The organism is Streptomyces sp. NBC_00690 (genome assembly GCF_036226685.1).
Lineage (GTDB): Bacteria > Actinomycetota > Actinomycetes > Streptomycetales > Streptomycetaceae > Streptomyces.
Genome location: NZ_CP109009.1, coordinates 6,468,646 through 6,490,489, shown reverse-complemented (window position 1 = coordinate 6,490,489; position 21,844 = coordinate 6,468,646). Strand labels below are relative to the sequence as shown.

19 protein-coding genes and 1 pseudogene are annotated in these 21,844 nt (G+C 68.5%); 5 read left to right on the top strand and 15 right to left on the bottom strand.

Translation table 11 applies throughout. The annotated features are described in order from the left end of the window. The 8 genes from OID54_RS28450 to OID54_RS28415 form a co-directional block, all read right to left on the bottom strand. Positions 1-900, bottom strand: coding sequence for an ABC transporter permease (locus OID54_RS28450; protein ID WP_329024058.1), 900 nt, complete (start codon positions 898-900; stop codon positions 1-3). A gap of 3 nt (positions 901-903) precedes the next feature. Continuing rightward, positions 904-1,851: an ABC transporter permease gene (locus tag OID54_RS28445; protein ID WP_329024057.1), complete on the bottom strand. Its 948-nt coding sequence runs from the start codon at positions 1,849-1,851 to the stop codon at positions 904-906. 91 nt (positions 1,852-1,942) lie between these two features. Further along, positions 1,943-2,950, bottom strand: a complete 1,008-nt coding sequence (locus OID54_RS28440; RefSeq protein ID WP_329024055.1) for an SDR family oxidoreductase — start codon at positions 2,948-2,950, stop codon at positions 1,943-1,945. A 39-nt stretch (positions 2,951-2,989) separates the two neighbouring features. Further along, positions 2,990-4,393, bottom strand: a complete 1,404-nt coding sequence (locus OID54_RS28435; protein WP_329024053.1) for an aldehyde dehydrogenase family protein — start codon at positions 4,391-4,393, stop codon at positions 2,990-2,992. 14 nt (positions 4,394-4,407) lie between these two features. Beyond that, positions 4,408-5,205 carry a maleate cis-trans isomerase family protein gene (locus OID54_RS28430; protein ID WP_329024051.1) on the bottom strand — a complete coding sequence of 266 codons (798 nt, stop codon included), beginning with the start codon at positions 5,203-5,205 and terminating at the stop codon, positions 4,408-4,410. Beyond that, entirely contained in the window at positions 5,202-6,338 is a 1,137-nt protein-coding gene (locus tag OID54_RS28425) for an FAD-dependent oxidoreductase (protein WP_329024049.1), read from the bottom strand. Before OID54_RS28425 ends, OID54_RS28430 begins: the two co-directional genes overlap by 4 nt. A gap of 460 nt (positions 6,339-6,798) precedes the next feature. Continuing rightward, complete coding sequence (locus OID54_RS28420; protein WP_329024047.1) at positions 6,799-7,668, bottom strand: HpcH/HpaI aldolase/citrate lyase family protein; 870 nt, start codon at positions 7,666-7,668, stop codon at positions 6,799-6,801. 75 nt (positions 7,669-7,743) lie between these two features. Then, on the bottom strand, positions 7,744-9,192 hold the full coding sequence (locus OID54_RS28415) for a dihydroorotase (RefSeq protein ID WP_329024045.1): 1,449 nt from the start codon (positions 9,190-9,192) through the stop codon (positions 7,744-7,746). Positions 9,193-9,355: 163 nt separating this feature from the next. On the opposite strand from OID54_RS28415, the gene OID54_RS28410 reads away from it, so the two are divergent. The 4 genes from OID54_RS28410 (at position 9,356) to OID54_RS28395 (ending at position 13,701) form a co-directional block, all read left to right on the top strand. Then, complete coding sequence (locus OID54_RS28410; protein ID WP_329024044.1) at positions 9,356-10,555, top strand: CaiB/BaiF CoA transferase family protein; 1,200 nt, start codon at positions 9,356-9,358, stop codon at positions 10,553-10,555. A gap of 2 nt (positions 10,556-10,557) precedes the next feature. After that, entirely contained in the window at positions 10,558-11,331 is a 774-nt protein-coding gene (locus OID54_RS28405) for a cyclase family protein (RefSeq protein ID WP_329024043.1), read from the top strand. Continuing rightward, positions 11,324-12,745 carry an MmgE/PrpD family protein gene (locus tag OID54_RS28400; RefSeq protein WP_329024041.1) on the top strand — a complete coding sequence of 474 codons (1,422 nt, stop codon included), beginning with the start codon at positions 11,324-11,326 and terminating at the stop codon, positions 12,743-12,745. The genes OID54_RS28405 and OID54_RS28400 overlap by 8 nt, the downstream gene beginning before the upstream one ends. 134 nt (positions 12,746-12,879) lie before the next feature. Next, entirely contained in the window at positions 12,880-13,701 is an 822-nt protein-coding gene (locus OID54_RS28395; protein WP_329024039.1) for an IclR family transcriptional regulator, read from the top strand. Between the two features lie 89 nt (positions 13,702-13,790). Here the strand turns inward: OID54_RS28395 and OID54_RS28390 are convergent, their stop codons facing one another. The 4 genes and pseudogenes from OID54_RS28390 to OID54_RS28375 form a co-directional block, all read right to left on the bottom strand. Beyond that, positions 13,791-14,672, bottom strand: coding sequence for a siderophore-interacting protein (locus OID54_RS28390; protein WP_329024037.1), 882 nt, complete (start codon positions 14,670-14,672; stop codon positions 13,791-13,793). Positions 14,673-15,096: 424 nt separating this feature from the next. Next, positions 15,097-16,134 (bottom strand): ABC transporter substrate-binding protein, encoded by a 1,038-nt coding sequence (locus OID54_RS28385; protein WP_329024035.1) that lies wholly within the window; start codon positions 16,132-16,134, stop codon positions 15,097-15,099. 508 nt (positions 16,135-16,642) lie between these two features. Next, on the bottom strand, positions 16,643-16,999 hold the full coding sequence (locus OID54_RS28380) for a cupin domain-containing protein (protein ID WP_329024033.1): 357 nt from the start codon (positions 16,997-16,999) through the stop codon (positions 16,643-16,645). Between the two features lie 188 nt (positions 17,000-17,187). After that, a pseudogene (locus OID54_RS28375) lies at positions 17,188-18,014 on the bottom strand (sulfurtransferase). A gap of 225 nt (positions 18,015-18,239) precedes the next feature. On the opposite strand from OID54_RS28375, the gene OID54_RS28370 reads away from it, so the two are divergent. After that, the gene (locus OID54_RS28370; RefSeq protein ID WP_329024032.1) at positions 18,240-19,040 is read left to right on the top strand and encodes a VOC family protein; all 801 of its coding nucleotides are present in this window, start codon (positions 18,240-18,242) and stop codon (positions 19,038-19,040) included. 159 nt (positions 19,041-19,199) lie between these two features. Here the strand turns inward: OID54_RS28370 and OID54_RS28365 are convergent, their stop codons facing one another. From OID54_RS28365 to OID54_RS28355, 3 genes are all read right to left on the bottom strand, one after another. Next, positions 19,200-19,937: a thymidine kinase gene (locus tag OID54_RS28365; protein ID WP_329024030.1), complete on the bottom strand. Its 738-nt coding sequence runs from the start codon at positions 19,935-19,937 to the stop codon at positions 19,200-19,202. A gap of 84 nt (positions 19,938-20,021) precedes the next feature. Further along, positions 20,022-21,224: an alkaline phosphatase family protein gene (locus tag OID54_RS28360; RefSeq protein WP_329024028.1), complete on the bottom strand. Its 1,203-nt coding sequence runs from the start codon at positions 21,222-21,224 to the stop codon at positions 20,022-20,024. After that, positions 21,224-21,838 (bottom strand): DUF5998 family protein, encoded by a 615-nt coding sequence (locus OID54_RS28355; RefSeq protein ID WP_329024026.1) that lies wholly within the window; start codon positions 21,836-21,838, stop codon positions 21,224-21,226. Before OID54_RS28355 ends, OID54_RS28360 begins: the two co-directional genes overlap by 1 nt. Between the last annotated feature and the right edge of the window lie 6 nt (positions 21,839-21,844).

Sequence of the window (21,844 nt, the reverse complement as noted above, 5' to 3'; positions counted from 1 at the left end):
TCAGCGCTCTCCTCGGTCCAGCAGGTCGTTGGCGCCGTCGCCGAGGAGGCCGAAGCCCACGGTGGCGACCAGCAGGACAAGACCGGGCATGACGCAGTACCACCAGGCGCCGGCCATCATGTAGCGGGTGGCGTCGGCGATGACTCCGCCGAGCGTGGGGGTGGGCGGTTGCACTCCCACGCCCAGGAAACCGAGTGCTCCTTCGGCGAACACGGCGACCGCCATCCACAGACAGCTCTGCACGATGACCGGCGGGAGCACGTTGACCATCAGCTCGTCCATGATCACGCGGCGCCGGGACACCCCCAGGAGCCGCAGGGCGGAGATGTAGTCCTCCTGGATCTCGGCGAGGGTGGCTGCACGGGCGACCCTCGCGAAGTAGGGGGTGGCGGCGATGGCGATCAGCAGGATGATCTTGCCGGCCGCGCTGACCTCGATGGGCCCCAGATGGAAGGAGCTAACGCCGGTGATGCCGAGGACGACCATGGCGAAGACGAACAGCGGCACCGTCTGGATGGCTTCGAAGACGCGCATGATCAGTTCGTCCGGCCAGCGCCCGGCGAAGTATCCGGCGCACACTCCCAGGGGCAGGGCGAAAACCAGGCCGATGCCGACGCTGATGACGGCCACCAGGACGGACACCCGGGCTCCGGCCGCCACCCGGGAGAGCAGATCGCGTCCGAGGTGGTCGGTGCCGAACCAGTGGGCGGCCGAGGGGCCGGCCAATGGGTCGCCGGTGCGCTGCAAGGGATCGACGGTGAGCATCGGACCGAAGACCGCGAGGAGCAGATAGCTGGCGACGAGGACGACTCCGATGACCGTCATCCCTTTGACATGGCGGCCTTTGACGACGATGCGGCGTCGGCCGACTCGTACGCGGGTGGGAGAGATCGTGGTCATGGCTCAGGTACCTGCGAATTTCTGCCGGACGCGAGGGTTCAGGGCCGCGTAGAGGATGTCGACGATCAGATTCGCGAGCAGGAAGAAGACGGCGAGCGAGAGCGTCGCCCCGACGGCCAGCGGGTAGTCCTGGCGGCGGATGCTGTCGACCAGGAGCCGCCCCATGCCCGGCAGGTTGAAGAGGTTCTCGATGAGGACCGATCCGCTGAGCATCACCCCGACCAACTGGCCCACCACCGCGGTGGTGGGGAGCAGGGAGTTGCGGAAGGCCAGGGAGCGGTTGATGCGCCGCTCCGACAGGCCCATGGCGTGACCGAACCGCACATAGTCGGTACGCACGGACTCGATCATCGAGACCCGCAGGGTGTTGGCGGTGACACCGAAGGTGCCGAGTCCAAGGACGAAGGCGGGCAGGACCAGGGAGCGCAGATGCCCCATGGGGTCTTCGGCGAGACCGACCCAACCGCTGGAGGGCAGCACTCCTGGTAGATAGAGGCCGAAGAGCAGGACGAGCAGTGCGCCGAGCCAGAAGCTGGGGACCGCGATGGAGAGGTTGCCGATGATCCGGACGGTCGCGTCGACCGGGGTGTCCCGGCGGGCTGCGGCCACTCGTCCTGCGATCAGGGCGAGGGGGATCCAGAACAGCAGCGAGACCATGGTGAGTTCGAGGGTGATGGGCAGTCTGAGCATCAGCTCATGGGAGACGGTGTCTCCGGTGAAGATCGATTCGCCGAGGTCTCCGGTGAGTATGCGCCCGAGTTCGGTTGCGTACTGCACCATCAGTGGCTTGTCGAGTCCGAGTTCGCGCTCGACGCTGGCGATCTCGGCCGGGGAGGCGTCCGCGCCCACGATCAGATAGGCCGGACTCCCGGGCGCCATGCGCATCAGGAAGAAGACGAGAGTCAGGACGATGAGCAGGACCACCGCCATGGCGGCTGCCCGGCGGAGCATGTGGGCTACCAACGGAACCTCACTTCCGTTAGGTTACCTAACTGATTGGGTGGGGCCGGGGCGACCGAGGCCGCCCGGCCCCCGCTAGTCGTTACGACTTATTGGAGTAGTGGTCTCTGAACACGCGGTACGCGGCGACCAGTTCGGGATCGTGCTCCTCCGAGCCCTCGGGCCGGAGCAGACCGAAGCGGAAGACACCTTCACCCCGCTCGTTGTGGACCATGACCCAGTACTCGGTCTTGCCCGAGTGCCGACCGGGGCCCTCCCCGAACTCCAGACGCCAGCGGGTTTTGCGCGAGAAGTGCAGCTCCGGCCCGTCGAAGTAGTTGACGTAGTTCTCGGAGACCTTCCAGTTGGTGAAGTGCTCCTTGGCCTCGGCCATGGCCTCGCCGGTGGAGCCGCCGAAGACCGCCAGATGCACCCGGCCGAGCCGCTTCAGATCGAAGAGGAAATCGACGATGTTCACCCGGGGGGTCAACTCGTTCAGCGCATCGGCCGGTGCGAGCTCACCACCCAGGACCTCGATCGCCCGGCCCGTCTGGTCGTGCCGGCCGAGGAGTTCGGCCACCACGGCGGCGACGTCGGCGCGGGCGACCTTGCCCCGGCCCAGCGCCGTACCGAGTTGCACCTTGCCGGTGGGTTCGTCGTCGGTGAGTCCGCCCGGGCGCAGCACGGTCCAGTCGAGCCCGCTGCCCGCGAGGTGCGCCTCCGCCTTGGCCTTGATCTCCAGATAGGGGCGGAGGAAGTCCGGGGAACGCTCCGGGTTGTCGGTCCCCTTGGAGGTGACCAGGACGAATCGTTTCACTCCCTGGCGTACGCAGGCATCCATGAGCGCGGTCGCGGCGGTGTTGTCGAGGGCTTCGGCGGACTCCACCGAGCCTCCGGCCGGGCCGGCCAGCCACACCACGGCACCGGCGCCCGATACGGCCGCGTCCAGGTCCTCGGCGGAGGCCGCGACCAGATCGAGGGGATGGGACTGGGCGCCCGGCACGGGGTCGGCCGAGCGGGTCAGCGCCCTGGTGCCGTGTCCGGCGGCGGTCAGGAGCGGGATGAGACGGCGGCCGGTACGGCCGGTCGCACCCGCAACGACGATCAGCATGGAGGGTCTCCTTGGAGAGGGATGGGAAGTCGTCGGGATTCAGAAGTCGTAGCCGGGCGGAATGCCGGGTTCGGTGGATGTCCAGACGCTCTTGGTCCAGGTGTAGAGGCGGACCGCGTCAGGGCCGCCCTCGCGGCCGTACCCCGAGTGGTCGACGCCCCCGAACGGGACGCTGTCGGAGAGCATCCGATAGGTGTTGAGCCAGATCGTGCCGGCGCGCAGCCGGCTCGCCATGCGGTGGGCGCGGCCGAGATCCTTGGTCCAGACGCCTGCGGCCAGACCGAAGTCGGTGGCGTGGGCCAGTTCCACCGCCTCCTCCTCGGTGGCGAAGGGCATCACCGCGAGGACCGGGCCGAAGATCTCCTCCCGCATGATGCGCATCTCGGGGTTGACCTCGGTGAACAGGGTCGGTGGCACATAGAAGCCACCTGACTCGGCGCCCGGGTAGGGGGCGTCGGCTGCCAGGGTGGCGCCCTCGTCCTGTCCGAGCCGGATCATGTCCAGGGTCTTGTCCCGCTGCCCCGGGGTGACCTGCGGCCCGACCTGGGTGCGGTGCTCCCGCGGGTCGCCGACGCGCAGTCCGGCCACGGCCGTGCGCAGTTTGGCCACGAAGGTGTCGTACACCTCGCTCTGCACCAGGAGCCGTGAACCGGCGATGCACATCTGGCCGGTGGCGCTGAAGGCACCGAGGAGTACGGAGGCGAGCGCGGCGTCGAGGTCGGCGTCGGCGAAGACGATCTGCGGTGACTTGCCACCGAGTTCCATCGCGATGGGTGTCAGGTTCTCGGCGGCGGCCTTCGCGATCACACGCCCGGTGGCGTCGGCCCCGGTGAAGACGATCAGATCGGCACGCGGGTCGGCCACCAGCGCCTTGCCGGTCTCGGCGCCGCCCGTGAGGACCTGGGCCATACCTTCGGGCAGTCCGGCATCGGCCAGCACCTCGGCCAGCATCAGCGCGGTGAGCGGGGTCTCCTCCGCCGGTTTCAAGAGGCTCACATTGCCGAACGCAAGGGCCGGGGCGATCTTCTTGGCGGCGAAGACGTAGGGCACGTTCCACGGGATGACCCCGACGGCCACGCCGTAGGGCTCGCGCTTGGTATAGGTGTGGAACGGGCCCGCCACATCGAGGGTGTCACCGGTGACCTTGTCCGCCAGTCCGCCGTAGTAGGCGAAGCAGGCCGCGGCCCGGCCGGCCTCCCGGCGGGTGTCCTTCAGCAGCTTTCCGGTGTTGAGGGTCTCCGTCTGTGCGAAGTCCTCGGCGCGTGTCTCCAACAGGTCCGCGACCTTGAGCAGAATGCGGCCACGTCGCTCGGACGGTACTTTGCGCCACTCCTCCAATGCCTTGCGCGCGGTGCTGTACGCGAGGTCGACGGCGGCGGCGTCCAACTGCTCGACCTGGCCGAGCGCCTGTCCGTCGATGGGACTCACTACGGTGGTGGGCATGCAGGGCGTTCCCTTCAGTGTTCCGCCAGCAGACGGCCGGCGCCCTCGACTCGATCGGTGATCCCGGTGGCCCGTAGGCCAGCCCACAGGGTTGCGGTGTTGATCGCGACGACCGGAATGTCCAGCCGGCTTTCCAGCTCCACCGCAAGGGCGGCGAACCAGAGGTTGGTGCCCACCTGGACGATGGCGTCCGGACGGGCCTGGGCCAACCGGGCGACCGCGGGGGCTATCGCCTCCTCGCCCACCTCGGCGATCTGGTGCGCCGAGGTGCACAGCAGGGTGTGATAGTCGGCGATCTCGAAGCCCGCATCGGTGAAGTAGGCGCGGACCTGGCGGTCGTTGACGGGTCGATAGGGGCTGAGGACGGCGATCCGGCGGGCGCCGAGCGCCCGGAGTGCGAGCGTGCAGGCCGTGGAGCCGGCGATGGCGGGCACACCGGCCCGCTGGGCGATGTCGGCCTCGTACGCCTCGGCTCCCGCCACCCCGCCGTAGAACGTCGGTGCGGACATGCCCAGCAGTACCCGGTCGGGCCGGCACGTCATCACCGAGCGCAGCGCGGTCGGCACTCCCTCGCGTACGTCGGCGAGCAGTCGGGTGGTGTCGTCGTCGCTGGCCACCGAGGGTGCGGGGACCATCATCCGACCGGAGTGGAGGGTGACGCCCCGGGGCGCCATCGCTATGTACTCGGCCTCCACGACCGTGTTCGTCGAAGGGACGAGCACCGCGAGGCGGGCGCGCTGTTCACCGATCCGCAGCGGAAGGACGTCGGAGCGGGGCCCGGTGGACGAGTTCCGCTCGTCGACGCCGATCACGGCAGCAGTCCCTGTCTGCGGACCGCGTTGAGCATGGAGGAGTCGAGCAGCCACTGCCGGGCACGTTCCGGGTCGGCCGCGGTGGCGGCCATCTCCTGTTGTGCTGCGAGCCGCTGGGCGGGATCCTTCTCGCCCAGTGCCCTGGCATTGCGATCAGTGATGATCTTGACGTAGTCCAGGGCGATCCTGCGGCGTTGCTCCGCCCAGCCGTCCAAATCGTGTGGCAGGGCTTCGACCAGCGAGAACGCATCGTGGATGCCGTTGTTCATCCCCATGCCACCGATGGGGCTGTTCACATGTGCCGCGTCCCCGATCAACAACACTCGCCCCTCCTTGAACCGTTCGGCGACCCGCTGGTGGATGAAGTAGAGCTGGTGGTGGATGACTTCGTAGGGGACGGGGTGCGGGACGACCCCCTGGAGCATCTGCTCCCACACCTCGGGGTCCCGGATCTCCTCCTTGACGGGGAAGAGGACCCGCCAGGCGTCGGGCGCCCGCAGGAGCACGACGTACTGGTCGGGGTCGGAGATGTAGTTGACCTTCTCCAACCCGTCCAGGTGGTCTTCGAAGGGGAAGGGGGTCAGGAGGACCAGATACCGGTCCTCGTAGGTGAATCCTTCGAAGGCGATGTCGAGTGACTGCCGGACCGCTCCGGACGCACCACCTGCGTCGATCAGATAGTCGCCCTGGATGTCCGAGGTCCCGTTCGGGCCCTCGACAGTGACCATGACGTTGTCGGTGTCCTGTTTGACGCCGCGCACGGTGTGTTGGAAGCGGACCTTCTCGCCCAAGCGGTCCAGCAGCAGCTCGCACAGCTTGTGCTGCTCGGCTTGGAGCCGGAAGGGGAAATCAGTGTCGTCGGCGAGGTGCTTGTGGTCGAAATTGGCGACCAGTCCGCGTTCGCGGTCCCGGTGCTGGTAGACGGGGGCCTTGAGGCCCTGTTCGATCAGTGGGGCGGTGATGCCGATGCGGTGCAGCAGGTCGAGGGTGGGTGGATGGAAGGTGGAGGCTCGGGGCTGGGTGGTGATCGCTTCCCCGGCTTCGAACACCTCCACGGTGTGTCCTGCTTCGGCGAGCAGGACGGCGGTGGTCAGGCCCACGGGGCCCGCCCCGGCAACAAGGACATGTGGCACGGCTGCCTCCCAGTTGTTAGGGGATAAAACAACTTTGCCGACAAGGCGTCAATACCTTTGGGCCAGTTGATTGGCTAGGAAAATTCCCCACACGGGCGTTTGAGCACCCGAAGGTGGCTTTGAGCTGCACTGCGAGTGGAGAGGTGCACCGAGAAGATGGGTGCGCGATGTGGTGAACGGAGTCGGTGGCCAGATCTCGATGCAGCGACAGACCAGTGGCCGCAGGGGTTCCCCAGGCGTGAAGAGCCCGAGGGGAGGCGCTACGGCACGATCACGGGGAGCGTTGTGAAAGGGTCACAACGGACACGTTTGCCCTCCTCCCCTGGTGCCCCGGGCCACCGTGCGCGGGGGGGCACGGCGAAGTCCGTCCCGAACGGATCACCTTCGGCCCCGAGGTGCGTGCAGGGCCGAACACAACGCAGCGACACAACGCGCCGAGAAGTCCCGGGGCGGGCGGAGGTCAGGAAGGGCTGACCAGTGGCACTCCCGTCTGTGTCAGTACCCGACGGGCCGAACGCACCACGGCCTCGTCGACCAACCGGCCGGCATCGTCCAGACAGACCCCCTCCCCCGCAGCTCTCGCCCGCTCGTACCGTCCGATGAGATCCCGCGCCCGCTCCACCTCGCCCTCCGACGGGGTGAACACTTCGTGCACGACGTCGAGTTGGGCCGGGTGGATGCACGCCCGACCTCGAAAGCCGAGCCGTTTCAGCGCACGGGTGGAGGTGCGCAACCGATCGAGATCACGGAAGTCGGTGCTCACCGGGGCCATGGGCGGACCGATGCCGGCCGCGGCTGACGCCAGCACGACCCGGGAGCGGGCGTACAGCAGCTCGCGTTCGTCGGGCCCCGGTTCGATACCGGTGTCGGCGCACAGGTCGGCCTCGCCCAGTTGGAGGCGTACGACGCGCGGTCCACGCGCCAGCAGGGGAGCCGCATGCACCGCCGCGGCCGACTCCAACAGCGGTACGAGCCCGAAGGCGCCCTGTCGAAGACCCACCTCCTGCTCCGCCCGACGGAGCGCGCCGTCCAGTTGGACCAGACGGCCCACGCTCTCCGTCTTCGCGGCACAGAACCCGACCACCGCTGTCGCCGCAACGGCCGCAATGTCGGCGAGTCCCTCCTCGCTGGGATTGATGCGGACCCACAGGCGAGGCGCCGCACAGGGAGCGAACGAACCCAACCACTCGGCCACCGTGCGCCGTGCGTCATCCTTTCCACCGGGCGGTACCGAGTCCTCCAGATCGACGATCAGTTCATCCGCGCCCCGATCGAGCGCCTTGGCGAGCTTGTCCGGGGCATTGCCCGGCACATAGAGGGCCGATCTCATAGAGCTCCCTTCTACTGAGGTGTCGAGCTCGCGGTTGCCGTCGGTGGCAGCACGCACGGCCGCGACCGGCGCAGCTCAGTCGCGGCGCAGATAGGCGCCCGACGGTTCGCCGATGATCTCCGGGCCGTCCTTGCCGAGCCGGTAGGCGATCCGCCCGCCGACGACGGTGGCGACGGGCCAGCCACGCACGGCTACACCGTCGAACGGGCAGTGGTCCTGACCGGAGAGCAGCAGATCGGTGCTGACCTCCCGTTCCAGGTCGAGGTCGACCACCGTGAAGTCGGCGTCGAAGCCCACGCCGAGGCTCCCCTTGCGGCCCCAGAGGTTGTACGCCTTGGCGGGATTGGCCGAGGCGAGCTCGGCGATCCGGGTCAGTGGGAGCTTGCGGCGGTGGTGGCCTTCGCTGATCAGTACGGGGTAGAGCAGCGCGGTGCCGCCGAAGCCCGGGCGCGCGGGCCACAGCTCGTCGCCCTTGTGCTCCTCCATGCAGCAGGCGTGGTCGGATGCCACCCAACTGACCTGGCCGTCCTTGATGCCCTGCCACAGGAACTCGCTGTCCTGTGGGGTGCGGATCGGTGGGTTGACCTTGCCGCCGAGCCCACCGCGGGCGTCCAGGGTCTCGTGGTCGAGGCAGAGATGGTGGAGGGTGACCTCGAACCGGGCGTCGTTGCCGTGCAACTGCCGGCCGGTGATCGCCGAGCGGAGTGCGTCGGCGCTGGAGAGGTGGAGCAGGTTGACGTTGGTGCCGGTGTGTCCGGCCAGTGTGGTGGCTTCGGAGATCGCCACCTGTTCCGTGAGGGTGGGGCGCCCGTCGGAGTACGCCTTGAGGTTCTGTGGCTGACCGCTGTTCCGGGTGCGCTCGATGAAGACCCGCATCAACTCGGCCTGCTCACAGTGCAGGGAGAGGGAGAGCCGCAGGTCGGGATGGTCCTGTTGGGTCTTCGCGAGTTGTTCGAGGATCAGATAGAGATGCCCGAGGTCGTACTCGTCACCCATGGTGAAGGAGCGGGCGTCCCTGCTGTTCGCGGTGAGGTCGAAGCCCTTGTAGAACATGTAGTACTTGAAGGACGTGATGCCGTGGTCGGCGACGAGGGAGGGTATCTCCCCGATCTGGTCCACGGTCATGGGCGCGAGGTGGAAGCCGTAGTCGGTGAACGACTTTCCGGCGACCGCGTCCAACACCTCGGGGAAGATCTCCTGGTAGGAGCCGGTGCGGTCGAGGTAGTGCTGTCCGGTTCGGAAGTAGGACAGCACGGAGGTCACTCCGCCGACCAGTGCGGACCTGGTCTCCTCGTAGGCGTCGAGCGCCAGGTCCCGGTAGATGCCGATGTGGAAGTGGGAGTCCACCGCCCCCGGCAGCACCGCCTTGCCGTCCGCGTCGAGGACCTCCGCGGCGTCGGTGGTCGGCAGATCGTCACCGATGGCGACGATGCGGCCGTCGGCGACGGCGAGGTCCGCACGGACTTCGCCGTGGTACGGGAGTACGAGGACTCCACCTTTGACAAGCAGGTCGTATCGAGTCATACGGGCCGGGTCGATCAAGGGTTCTGATCGACCGTCACCTCCTTCGCGATGTCGGAGCCTCCCGGGCTGTTCCAAAAATCGTAACGCCGTTCTACATTCAGGGCTAGAGTCTGACGGCAGATTCGAAACAGCATTCCGATAAGTGGAACAGGTGGGAGGACAGGTGTCTGAGCCGGGACCACTGGATGGGATCGTCGTACTCGATCTCGCCACTCTCTTCGCAGGACCGCTCGCCGCGACGATCCTGGGCGACTACGGCGCGGAGGTCATCAAGGTCGAACATCCGTCGAAGGGGGACCCGTCGCGCACCCACGGCCCCGCCAAGGACGGCCACGGGCTGTGGTGGAAGATGCTCGGCCGCAACAAGAAAGCCATCACCTGCGACCTCGGCTCCGATGAGGGCGCCGAGTTGTTGCGGGGGCTGGCCGCCGGGGCGGATGTGCTCATCGAGAACTTCCGGCCCGGGACACTGGAGCGCTGGGGTCTCGCCCCCGACGTCCTCCAGGAGATCAACCCTCGGCTGGTGATCGCCCGCGTCACGGGCTTCGGTCAGTTCGGGCCGTACTCCAAGCGCCCCGGCTTCGGCACCCTGGCCGAATCCATGAGCGGATTCGCCGCCGCCACCGGAGAGCCCGACGGCCCGCCGACCCTGCCGCCCTTCGGACTTGCCGATGGAATAGCGGCTCTGACGTGCGTCAGCGCCATCTTGATGGCGCTGCACCACCGAGACGCGAACGGTGGGCCCGGGCAGATCGTCGACCTCGCCATCATCGAACCCCTGGTCACCCTGCTCGGCCCCCAACCCATGGTCTGGGACCAACTCGGGATCGTCCAGGAACGCACCGGCAACCGGTCGGTCAACAACGCTCCGCGCAACACCTACCGCACCCGCGACGGCCGTTGGGTCGCCGTGTCGACCAGCTCGCAGAACATCGCCGAACGGGTCCTCACCCTGGTCGGCCACCCCGAGGTCATCGACGAACCCTGGTTCGCGGGCGGCTCCGGCCGTGCACAACACGCGGACCTCCTCGACGACTACGTCGGCGGATGGATCGCGGTACGCGATGCCGACGATGTGATCGACGCCTTCGAGCAGGCCCAGGCCGCGATCGCGCTCGTCTACGACATCCGTGATGTCTTCGCCGACCCCCAGTACCAGGCCCTCGACACCATCACCACCGTCGAGGACCCCGACCTGGGGCCGCTGCGGATGCAGAACGTGCTGTTCCGGCTCGACCGGACGCCCGGTTCCATCCGTACGACCGGCGCCACGAAAGGCGCCCACAACCAAGACGTCTACGGCAGCCGGCTCGGCCTGGCCACCGAAGAGATCGACCGACTCCGCGTGAAGGGCGTTCTTTGACCATGCGACTGATAGACCTCGCCCAGCCCCTGCGACGGGGGATGCCCCAGTCGCCCAACCACCCGCCGTTCCGCATGCTCCTGGAGCGCCGACACGGTGACATGGTCCGCACCGACGGCGGCTCGGCGGCCAACGAGATCATCATCACCGGTGGTCATGTGGGCACCCACGTGGACGCCATCGCCCATGTCTCCCAAGACGGACTGGTCCACGGAGGGCTCAAACCGGACGGCATCACCAGCCACAACGGCTTCAGCGAACTCGGCATCGACGACTTCAGGCCGTACGTCGGCCGTTGCGTACTGCTCGATGTGGCTGCCGTCCATGGTGTCCCCACCCTGCCCGCGGGCTACGAGATCACCCCGGACGACCTCGACAAGGCGGCGGCAGGACTCGCCCCACAGCCCGGGGACGTCCTGCTGATCGGAACCGGCTGGTCCAGGCTGTGGCACGACGGAACATCCTTCATCGGCCACTCGGAGGGAGTACCGGGCCCCGGTGAGGCCGCCGGCCGCTGGCTGGCCGAACGCCGACCGCGTGCGGTCGGCGGCGAGACGATCGCCTTCGAGCACCTCGCACCCGGCGAGGGCCATGCGACCCTGCCCGTCCATCGCGTACTGCTGGTCGAGTCCGGCATCAACATCGTGGAGACGATGAAGCTGGACGAACTCCTGGACAGCGGCGTACGGGACTTCACCCTGGTCCTGAACCCGCTGAACGTCGTCGGCGCGACCGGCGCCCCCGTACGGCCCCTGGCGGTGATCGACGATGAGTGAAGTGGTCACGACCGACCGGAATTCGCTGACCGCCGTCCAGCAGTTCGCGCACTTCGCCGTGGAGTGCCGGGACAAAGGACTCCCGGACCCCGTCGCCGAGGACGTGGTCGGCCGGGTGCTCGACGTGGTGGGCAACTGTCTGGCCGGCCGCGCCGAAGGCGGCCCCGCCGAGGCCGTCCTGGAGACCGTCCGCGCCTGGGGCGGCACACCGCAGTCAAGCCTCTTCGGTACGGAGGATCGACTACCCGCCCCGCAGGCCGCCCTGGTCAACGGCACTCTTGCCCACACCCTGGACTTCGACGACACCCACCTGCCCTCCGTACTGCACCCCAGCGCCTCCGTGGTCCCTGCCGCCCTCGCCGTCGCCGAGGAGGTCAGCGCGAGCGGTGCACAGTTGACTGCGGCGGTGGCGGCGGGCATCGAGATCTGCAACCGCCTCGGCATGGCCTCGTACCGCCCGGACATCCGCAACTCCGTCTTCTTCGAGAAGGGCCAGCACGCCACCTCGATCTGCGGCACCCTGGGCGCGGCGGCGGCTGCCGCCCTGCTCTACGGCCTCGACGAGGGCGGTGTCGCCGACGCCATGGGAGTGGCGGCGAGCATGGGCTCGGGTCTGCTGGAGGCCAATCGCACCGGGGGCACGGTCAAACGCATCCACTGCGGTTGGGCCGCACACGCCGGAGTGTCCGCAGCGGCGCTGGCCCGGGCCGGCATCACCGGACCGCCGACCGTACTGGAGGGCCGGTTCGGCTTCTTCCAAGCCTGGCTGGACGGCACCTGCGACACCCAGGCCATGCTGGGTGGGCTCGGTCAGCGGTGGGAGACACTGCGGACCGTCTACAAGCCCTACCCGTCCAACCACTTCACCCACCCGGCGATCGACTGCGCGCTGGCCCTGCGCCGGGAAGGTCTCGTCCCGGCCGATGTGGCGTCGATCGAACTGGGGATGCCCGCGCCCACCCTGCGGACGGTCGCCGAGCCCAGGGAGCAGAAGGTCCGGCCGCAGACCGCGTACCACGCCAAGTTCTCCGGCCCCTTCACCGTCGCCACGGCACTGCTCGGCGGCGGTGGGCTCGGTGTCTACCTTGATGACTTCACCGAGGAGACGCTCAGCGATCCCCAACGGCTGGCGCTCGCCTCCAAGGTCGTCTGTGCGGTGGACGAGCGGGCCAGCGAGATCTTCCCCCATGCGTTCGCCGCGGTGGTACGGGTGCGCACCAAGGGCGGATCGGTTCTGGAGCAGCGGGTGGACTCTTCACTCGGCGGGCCGGGCCGGCCCCTGAGCCGGGAGCAGTTGCTGACGAAGTTCCGGCTGAACGCCGCTCGTGACCTACCGGAGCAGGGCGTTTCACGTCTGCTTGAGGTGACGGCGAAGTTGGCCCAGGCACCGGACGTACGCGCACTGTTCCTATGATCGGGTGGTCGCCGACCGCACCGGGCTGCCGCGCACGGCACCGCCTGCGCAAAAGCAGTGAAGTCGGCGACGCGCCCCGACCGTCCGTGGTGGTATCAGTCCCACACCACGATCCCCCACCGATAAGGAAGCCGATGCCGACTGACGCCCCCGGAGCGGCAAGGGCCCGGAAGACGGAGACCGGCAGCCAGACCGCCGCCACGGTCGAACGATCCGCGGACGTCCTGCTGCTCTTCGCCGAACCTGGCACCCTCACCCTCGGGGTGACCGAGATCGCCGAGCGGTTGGGGCTGTCCAAACCCACCGTGCACCGCATCCTCGCCGCCCTGCGCGTGCGGGGGCTGGTCGAGGTCGACGAGGAGACCCGGCGCTACTCGCTGGGGCTGAGCACCATGCGTCTGGGGCTGGCCTACTTGGACCGGATCGACGTCCGCGCCCTCGCGGCGCCGGAGCTGGTACGGCTCTCACGCGTGACCGACGAGACGGCGACGCTCTCGATCCTGACCTCCGGGAGCCGGGTGTACGTGGACCAGGTGACCCCCAACCGCGAGGTGATCATGTCGGTACGGCTGGGCATCCCCTACCCGCTGCACGCGGGTGCCTCGTCGAAGGCGTTCCTGGCGTTCCTCTCCGACGACGAGATCGACGCCTACTTGGGCGAGGAACTCGCCCGCCTCACCGAATCGACGGTGACCGACGAGGCCGCGTTGCGCAAGGACATCGCCACGATCCGCAGACGGGGCTTCGCGCAGTCCATCGCTGAACGCCAGTCGGGGTCGGCTTCCGTGGCGGCCCCCCTCTTCGACCACCACGGCAGTCCGGTCGGGGTGATCAGCATCTGCGGGCCCCGTGAGCGGTTCCGGAGCGAAGCGAAGCGCTGTGCGCAGGTGCTGTTGGAAGCGACCCAACGGCTCTCCGCCCAGATGGGGGCCACCACACCAACGGCTCCACGGTAGCCCCCTCCCTCACCCGCGCTAGCGGCTCGATCGAGCGTCTGTGGCAGTGTCGACGAGCAGCGCCGGCGACCAGTGCCGATGGGGCGCGGTCAGCCCTGGGCGCTGCCCACCTGCACTTCGTCCATCGCCTCGGCCTGGTCGGCGAGATCATCCGTCGTCGGTGCGTCGTCCTGGGTGAGCTTGAGGCGCCAGTAACCGGTGAAGGCCACGGCCCGCTTGTCGATGCCCCGGTCGTTGACCAGATGCCGCCGTAGCGTGCGGACAGCCGAGGACTCCCCGGCGACCCAGGCGAACACCTCGCCCGAGGGGAAGTCCGCGGCCCGTACCGCGTCGGCGAGGATGGTCGAGTGGCCGGCCGCGGTGCCACCACGGTGGAGCCAGTGGACCTCGGCATCGCCGACGGTGGTGAACTCCTGCTGCTCGGCCGGGCCGTCGACCTCGATGTAGGCAATCGCGCGCTCCCCCGGTTCCAATGCCTCGATCAGGGCACCGATCGCCGGTAGTGCGGTCTCGTCACCGGCGAGCAGCGTCCAGTCCCGCAGTCCGGGGGTGCGGTAGTGGCTGACCGCGGGCCCGTACATGCCCACGACATCGCCGGGTTCGGCCTGGGCGGCCCAACGCGAGGCCGGGCCGCTGTGGTCGCCATCGCCGTGGAGGACGAAGTCGATGTCGATCTCCTGGCGCACCGGGTCGTGGCTGCGGATGGTGTAGCTGCGCATCCACGGCCGCTCGGCCTCGGGCATGGCCAGGTAGTCCCGGTACCAGCGGCCCACATCGCCGTCGGCGGGCATCGGTGGGACGACCGGGGCTCGCCCCTCCTGTCGGGAGAAGAACAGCTTGGAGTGCTGATCGGGGCTGACATGGCTGAAGTCGGCCAGATCCTCACCGCCGAAGGTCACCCGCTGCATGAGCGGGGTGATGCGTTCGGTGCGGCTGACGTGCAACGCGGAGTACCTCAGTGTCCCGGCCACGGGTCCACCCCCAGAAGTTCAGTAAACAATAAGGCTAGGCTAACCTCATTCGCTGATCATCGGGACTCCCGACCCCCGTCCGTGCAGGGCGTCACACACTGCCCGCGCGGTGCGGGAGACGATGAACGGGGGCGAACCATGAGGCGATAGCGCAGGTCAGGCGGCGCCTCGCGGTCGATCACGAGCTGTGGCGGCATCCATCGACACCAACACCGATACCGACCGGCATCGGCATCGGCATCTAACGGATTCGTACGGTGCACATGGCGTTGGGTGCGGACCGCAGCGCGCACAACAGACCGTGTGGGGTGGGCCCATGTGGTGCACGGGCCCACCCCACACCGCAACCGTCAACCCGATCGCCGCCGGTGGCCGAACCGACGCCCGGACCGGCAAGGTGCTCACCGGTACATGGCCCGGGCCGCTACTCCGCGAGCTTGGCGACCGTCGGTTCTATCTTGCTGAGCAGATACGCCGTGTTCGCCGGGTTCGGCAGGAGCACCACGTACGCCGTGCCCATGTCGAGGCTGGCCAACCGGCCCGTCCTGGTGAGGTCGAGCGCTTTCACCAGGGCATGGTCCTTGATCTTCGCGTCCCTGAAGAGCAGGAACGCAATGTCGGCCGCGTCGAGGCGGTCGAGTTCCTCCAGGCTGAGCGCCGCACTTCCGGTGGGGCCGACATCACCCGCGAGGGCCGCGAATTCGGCGGGCACCACGAGACCGAGTCGTGCGAAGAAGCGGTTCACCTGTGCATCCGGAGTGACGAGAAGATAGGCGTTGTCGGGTAGGGCCTGCCCGAACAGCGCCTTCTTCCCCTTGGCCGCTGGGTGCTTGGCCACGAAGTCGGCTATCGCCCGCTCCGACGACGCGATCAACTCGGTTGCCGCTTTCTGCTCACCGAGGAGTTCACCCATGAGCCGAGTGGTCTCCGTGGGGTCGTCCTGGGCGAGTTTGGTGCGGTAGCCGAGGGTGGGGGCGATCGCACTCAACTTGGAGTAGGCGTCCTGGTACGTCGGCTGGCCGGAGCTCATCAGGATGAGATCGGGGCGCAGTGCGGCGATCTTCTCCACATTGGGCTTGATCTCGTCGAGGACGGCGACCTCTTCGTCGAGGGGCGGGGTGACGGCGGGGAAGTTCCGCCCGTCCGCTCCCCCCGAGAACTTCAGCGCGCCGACGATCGGAGCACCCAGCGCCCGGGCCAACGCGACGTCGACATAGCCGAGGGCCACGACCCGCTTGGGCTTGGACGGAACGACGGTCTTGCCCTTGGCATGGGTGATGGAGACCGGATAGGACCCGGCCGCCCCGGCCTTGTGGGAATCCGTCGGCTCGTCGCCGTCGGAGTTGCCACAGGCGGTCAGGGCGAGAGCGAGGGCGAGCGTCACGGCGATGAGCGCCGAGAAACTGCGGCGGCTCCGGTCGCCCCGGTTGGGAGTGTGAGGGGTGCGGGAGAGTGGCTGCACGTGGTCCGTTCCTCTCGATGTCCAACCCGTGGAGAGCTTCACTAGGAACATTTTGGTGAGGCTAACCTAACTCTCGACTCAAGTGGCCGAAACGGCAGCATTATTGACACATCGTCAGCTCTCGCGAGGCAGTCATACCGCGTTGTTCCCGCACCTCGGGCCGGACCTTTCACCGCGTCGGCGGCACCCGCATCGACACCCGTCAGGGCCCTGTCGTGGCACTCTCGTACGGGTACGAGGAACGCACGCGGCACGCAGGAGGAGGCTGTGTGCCCAACCGTCCGCGAGCGAGACACCCCCACCGGCCGCTTCGACTCCTCGCCGCCCACCCGGCCGTGGGATTCGATGACCGTATCGGCACTGCGATGCTCGGCCCGCCCCGGCGACTGATCGGCCGGTGAACGCGCCGCTCCCCGGCACGGCGAGCCGTACCGGGGAGCGGGCAGAAGCACGGGAACGCCGAGGGGGTGGGCAGCCCTAGGACTGTCTCGTGATCCCCCGCGGGCGCTCAGTCCTTAGGCGGCAGGGTGATCGCGTACGCCTTGCGGAGCGTCTCGTGGACGGTCCAGGTCGTACGGTCGCCCCGGCTCAGCACCCCCAGGTCACCCGGCCCGACCTCAAGGGTGGGGCCGCCCTCGATGTCGATCGTGGCCCGGCCACTGACGACGACAAAGAGTTCCTCCTCCTCGACATCGGTGACCACACCGGGGGTGATCTGCCAGATACCGCGCAACTGCCGGCCGTCGGCCGACTCCCACAGGAGCTTGCCGCTGACCTCGGGGGTGCCGGAGACGATCTGCCCGGGATCGAGCGGGTCGGGGTCGAGCGAAGCGTCGGGGATGTGCACGGAGAAGCTCTGGTCCATGGCCGGGGCGGTGCCTTTCCTTGCGTACGGTCGTGCCGGATTTCGGCGCACTCGGGGTATTGCTGCACTACTGAGCTGACCATCTCATAACCATGTGATAGGTCCGAGATGCACCCCTCCCCCGTCGACCCGCACGGCCGGTGGCAACCGATCCGCCCGGCCGACCCCGACCGCCCGGGCTTGCCGCCTCAGCCTCGATCCGGCCCGGTCGCCACCGGCCGTCCGGGATCCTGGGTCCACTGCGACCAGGACCCCGCGTACAGCGCAGGAGTGAATCCGGCGAGCTCCAGAGCGACCGCCTGGTGCGCGCCGGAGACCCCGGAGCCGCAATAGACCCCGACTTCCGCGCCGGCCTCGGCGCCGAGCGCCTCGAAGCGGGAGGCCAGCCGGGCAGCGGGCAGAAAACGCCCCTGCTCGTCCACGTTCTCGGACGTGGGTGCGGACACCGCCCCGGGGATATGACCCGCCACGGGGTCGATCGGCTCCACTTCGCCCCGATAGCGCTCGGCGGCACGGGCGTCGAGGAGCACCCCCGAGCGGGCCAGTGCCGCGGCCGAATCCGCCGTCAACAGCGTTAGCGCGCCGGGCTCGGGAACGAAGTCACCCTCGGCCGGCTTGGGCGTCTCGCTCTCCAACGGGCCTTCCCAGGCGGTGAGCCCGCCGTCCAGCACCCGCACCGACCGGTGACCGGCCCACCGCAACAGCCACCACGCCCGCGCCGCGCCCCATCCTTGCGCGGCGTCATAGGTGACCACCGGAGTCCCAGCCGAGACCCCGGCACGCCGCATCGCCGCACCGAAGGCTTCGACATCGGGCAAGGGATGACGGCCGTCGACCCCGGGTGGGGAGGCCAGTTCCGCGTCCAGATCGATAAAGACGGCACCGGGGATGTGCCCGGCGTCGTAGGCGTCCCGACCATGGGGACCCCCAACTGGTAGCGGACGTCGAGGAGGACGGGCGGCTGCTCGCCGGCCAGTTCAGCGGCGAGATCGGCGGCGGAGATGATGGGGTTCATGCCGGCCATCCTCGCTCAACGCCGACGCCGCAGAATGCCTCCGAAACAGATCTGCAATGACAAATCCGGCATGCTGGGGAGGCAACCCGCCAAAAGCGGCGCGGCCAGGGCGCACTGAGCGCCGGGGGATGGAACCATTCGCTCGGGGCGCACGCCCTTTCCACACGACGGCGCGCACCCCGTCCCCCCGTACGGCCACCACGATGGTCCGAGGAGAGAGTGACGATGACCGAGGCAACTCGGCGCACACCTGGCACACCCTGCTGGGTGAGCTTGATGGTGCATGGCCTTGATGAGATCCAGATGTTCTACGGCGAGCTGTTCGGATGGGAGTTCGCCCCCGGGCCGGGCCAACTCGGCCCCTATGTGCGCGGGCTCCTCGACGGCAAGGAGGTCGCGGGCATCGGACGGCTACCCGCGGACCGTCAACTGCCGATCGCCTGGACGCCCTATCTGTGGACCGATGACGCCGACGCGACCGCGGAGTTGGTCAGATGCAGCGGTGGCACCGTGGGCGTGGGCCCGTTGGATGCAGCCGATGCCGGCCGGATGGCGATCGTGACCGATCCCGCGGGTGCGGTGTTCGGTCTCTGGCAACCGGCGAGCCACCACGGCATCTCGCTGCATGGCACCCACGGCACCCCGGTCTGGCACGAGTTGCTGACCTCGACGACGACGTCGGTGAGCAAGTTCTACGAGACGGTCTTCGGCTACGAGACCCGGACGGACACATCCGTCGAACCGAAAGAGGGGAGCCCGCTGGAAGAGGAATACGATCATGTGACGCTGCTGCTGGACGGCCGAGCCGTTGCAGCGTTGCACGGAGTGGGCCGCACCCTGTCGCGGCGCCGCGGTACCGCCTGGATGACGTACTTCCAGGTCGAGGACACCGATCGCAGTGCCTCCCAGGTGATCGAGCTGGGCGGGCATGTGATCACTCCACCCTGGGACGGTCCGCACGGCCGCACGGCCACCGTGTCCGACCCCGAGGGTGCCGTGTTCACCCTCGTACGGCTGCGGCCCTGACGCCGTGCCGTAGATCGACGGCACGCGGTGCGGCCGGGTCTGCGGGTGAGTGAAGCTCAAGGGTCGGTTCCGGGGCGGTGTGAAACGCCTTCGGAACCGACCCGGGGTGCGCGGCGCGATGCGCTCGACCCAGCGGTGATCAGGGGTGATCAGCGGTGATCAGCGGTGTCCGGCGGTGGCGTCCCGCTGCTCGGCCCCGGTGACCGGTTCGGTGGACGCCACGACGGAGTGTGTGGACGCCGGGCCGGTGTCCACGGGCAGGACGTCCGGGGAGAGCGCCGCAGCCCGGGCGCTGGCGGCCGTCATCCGACGTCGGTGGTGGCGTCGGCACAACACCTCGTAGCCGACCTCTCCGGCCATCCCGTCGGCGTTGACATCTCCGATCACCACCAGCGCGCCTTCGACCACCATCAGCCCACCGACCGTACGGGCGTTGTGCGTGGCCCTGGCTCCGCACCAGCACAGGGCTTCCACCTGGAGGACCTCAATACGGTCGGCGAGTTCCACCAGGCGTTGGGAGCCGGGGAAGAGCTTGGAGCGGAAGTCGGTCGTGATACCGAAGGCGAAGACGTCCAACTCCAGGTCGTCCACCACCCGGGCCAGTTGGTCGATCTGCTCCGGCGCGAAGAACTGTGCCTCGTCGGCGATGACGTAGTCGCAACGTCCGCCCTGGGAGAGCCGGTCGACGAGGTGGCCGTAGAGGTCGAACCCCTCGGCGGCCTCCACCGCATCGGTGACCAGTCCGAGCCGGGAGGAGAGCTTCCCCTCACCGGCACGGTCGTCCCGGGTGAAGATCACGCCCTGGAGACCGCGCGCCGAACGGTTGTGCTCGATCTGCAGAGCCAGGGTGGACTTTCCGCAGTCCATGGTTCCGGAGAAGAACACCAGCTCGGGCATGGCGGAGTGAGGACCTTTCAGGTCTGTGGGGTGATGGACACATCGTGGGTGGTGCGATGAGAACGTACGGGATCGGGTAAGGCGTCAGGTGCGGACTTCGAGCAGGGGCACCAGTTGTTCGGTGGCGGTCATCGAACCGTGCATCCCCACCATCGCCGACTCGTTCGGCTCGTTGATGGATGCAGTGATCGCCACATCGGTGCAGGCCGCGGCCACCACATCGCCGATGCGCCCGATCACCCGCTCGTCGACCGAAGGCCCGAACCAGCCTGCCGTCACGGCCTCTTCACGACTCGCGACCCAGAAGCGGTCGCCGAGTACCTCACGCCAGACGGCCAGGACGTCGGACTGGGCTCCGGGAACCGCGTACACATGACGGGCTCGTCCCTCGCCGCCCAGGAGTGCGACACCGGCGCGCAACTCCCAGTCCTCGTCGAAGTCGATCCGCGACTCCTCGTCGAAGGGAATGTCGATCATGCCGTGGTCGGCGGTGACGTAGAGCGCCGACCGCGGGGGCAGTTGCTCGGCCAGCCGCTGGACCAGCCGGTCGACGTACATCAGTTGGCCGCGCCAGGCATCGGATTCGATGCCGAAGCGATGCCCCTTGCCGTCGACTTCGCTGTAGTAGGTGTAGACCAGCGAGCGATCGGCGGCACCCAACTGCTCGGCTGCCAGATCCATGCGTTCCTCGCCGCTGAGCCGGCCGTGGAACGTGCCGCCGCTGAGGGCGATCTCGGTGAGCGGCGTGTGCTCGAATATGGGGGACGAGACCTGCGCGGTGTGCACACCGGCCTCGTGAGCGCGCTGGAAGACGGTGGGGTACGGCTGCCAGCTGCGCGGATCGGTGTACGGCTTCCAGCGCAACTGGTTCATCAGCCGGCCGCTCTCGGGGTCCCGGACCGTGTAGCCGGGCAGACCGTGCTGGCCGGGCGCGAGACCGGTGCCGACCGAGGCGAGGGACGTCGCCGTGGTCGCCGGGAAGCCGACGGTGATGGGCTGCCCGGTGGCACCTCGCGAGCTGGCGAGCAGCGAGGTGAGATACGGCGCTTCGTCCGGGTGGTCCTTGATCTGCTGCCAACCGAGGCCGTCGATCAAGAAGACGCAGTTGCGGTCGGCCGGGGCGAGCTCTCCCATGAGCCGGGAGTACCCGGGGACGCCTTGACCTGCGACGAGAGTGGGGAGGAGATCGGCGAGCGATCCACGGCCGTACGCGGGTACGGGTGCCGTGTCGATGGCGAGCGGCGTCGGATCGTCGGGCCAGACCGCTTGGGGCGTGTGCTGCACCATCAGCGACCGGTCGCCCGGCCGGAGGGTGCGGACGCCGTGGCCGCGGTCGCCTCGGACAGGGCCTGGGCGAAGACCAGCGTCTGTCGGACGGTGTCGGGGCCGTCGCCCGCTTCGCTGACGCGCAGGCTCAAGTCATCGGCGGTGGAGTTGCCGGTGTAGCCGTGGTCAGCTTCGCAGTTGGGGTCGCCGCAGGCGGCGGGCTCCAGGTCGAGTCGGGCGACCGCGCCCCAGCCGATGGTCAGGACGACCTCGCGCGGCAGGGTGCCTGGGGTGTAGGACTCGGGGTTCGCCACCACCCGGCTGACCACGACCGAGGAGATCCGATCGAGTTTCACGGACTCGGTCGAGGTCGTGGCGTAGGGCGTGGGGGAACTGGAGTCGGCCGTCTGTTCATCGGTGTGGCTCACGATGAAGCGATGGCTCGTCAGGACGAGGACGGTGACATGACGCCGTACTTCGTTGGCGTCGAAGGTGGTCTCCTGGTGCACCAGGTACGAACCGATCTGCTCGCCGCCGACGGCGGCTTCCACCGCCTCGGCCACGAGAGCCGGGTAGTAGCCGCTGCGCTCGATCGCCGCGCGCAGCCCCTGGGTCGTCGTACCGGTCTTCGCCATGCGGTC

Bases quoted from the DNA above. Each gene is read 5' to 3' on its own strand.
- OID54_RS28450 (WP_329024058.1), bottom strand. From the start codon at position 900: ATGACCACGATCTCTCCCACCCGCGTACGAGTCGGCCGACGCCGCATC.
- OID54_RS28445 (WP_329024057.1), bottom strand. From the start codon at position 1,851: ATGCTCCGCCGGGCAGCCGCCATGGCGGTGGTCCTGCTCATCGTCCTG.
- OID54_RS28440 (WP_329024055.1), bottom strand. From the start codon at position 2,950: ATGCTGATCGTCGTTGCGGGTGCGACCGGCCGTACCGGCCGCCGTCTC.
- OID54_RS28435 (WP_329024053.1), bottom strand. From the start codon at position 4,393: ATGCCCACCACCGTAGTGAGTCCCATCGACGGACAGGCGCTCGGCCAG.
- OID54_RS28420 (WP_329024047.1), bottom strand. From the start codon at position 7,668: ATGAGATCGGCCCTCTATGTGCCGGGCAATGCCCCGGACAAGCTCGCC.
- OID54_RS28415 (WP_329024045.1), bottom strand. From the start codon at position 9,192: ATGACTCGATACGACCTGCTTGTCAAAGGTGGAGTCCTCGTACTCCCG.
- OID54_RS28405 (WP_329024043.1), top strand. From the start codon at position 10,558: ATGCGACTGATAGACCTCGCCCAGCCCCTGCGACGGGGGATGCCCCAG.
- OID54_RS28400 (WP_329024041.1), top strand. From the start codon at position 11,324: ATGAGTGAAGTGGTCACGACCGACCGGAATTCGCTGACCGCCGTCCAG.
- OID54_RS28395 (WP_329024039.1), top strand. From the start codon at position 12,880: ATGCCGACTGACGCCCCCGGAGCGGCAAGGGCCCGGAAGACGGAGACC.
- OID54_RS28380 (WP_329024033.1), bottom strand. From the start codon at position 16,999: ATGGACCAGAGCTTCTCCGTGCACATCCCCGACGCTTCGCTCGACCCC.
- OID54_RS28370 (WP_329024032.1), top strand. From the start codon at position 18,240: ATGACCGAGGCAACTCGGCGCACACCTGGCACACCCTGCTGGGTGAGC.
- OID54_RS28365 (WP_329024030.1), bottom strand. From the start codon at position 19,937: ATGCCCGAGCTGGTGTTCTTCTCCGGAACCATGGACTGCGGAAAGTCC.
- OID54_RS28360 (WP_329024028.1), bottom strand. From the start codon at position 21,224: ATGGTGCAGCACACGCCCCAAGCGGTCTGGCCCGACGATCCGACGCCG.
- OID54_RS28355 (WP_329024026.1), bottom strand. From the start codon at position 21,838: ATGGCGAAGACCGGTACGACGACCCAGGGGCTGCGCGCGGCGATCGAG.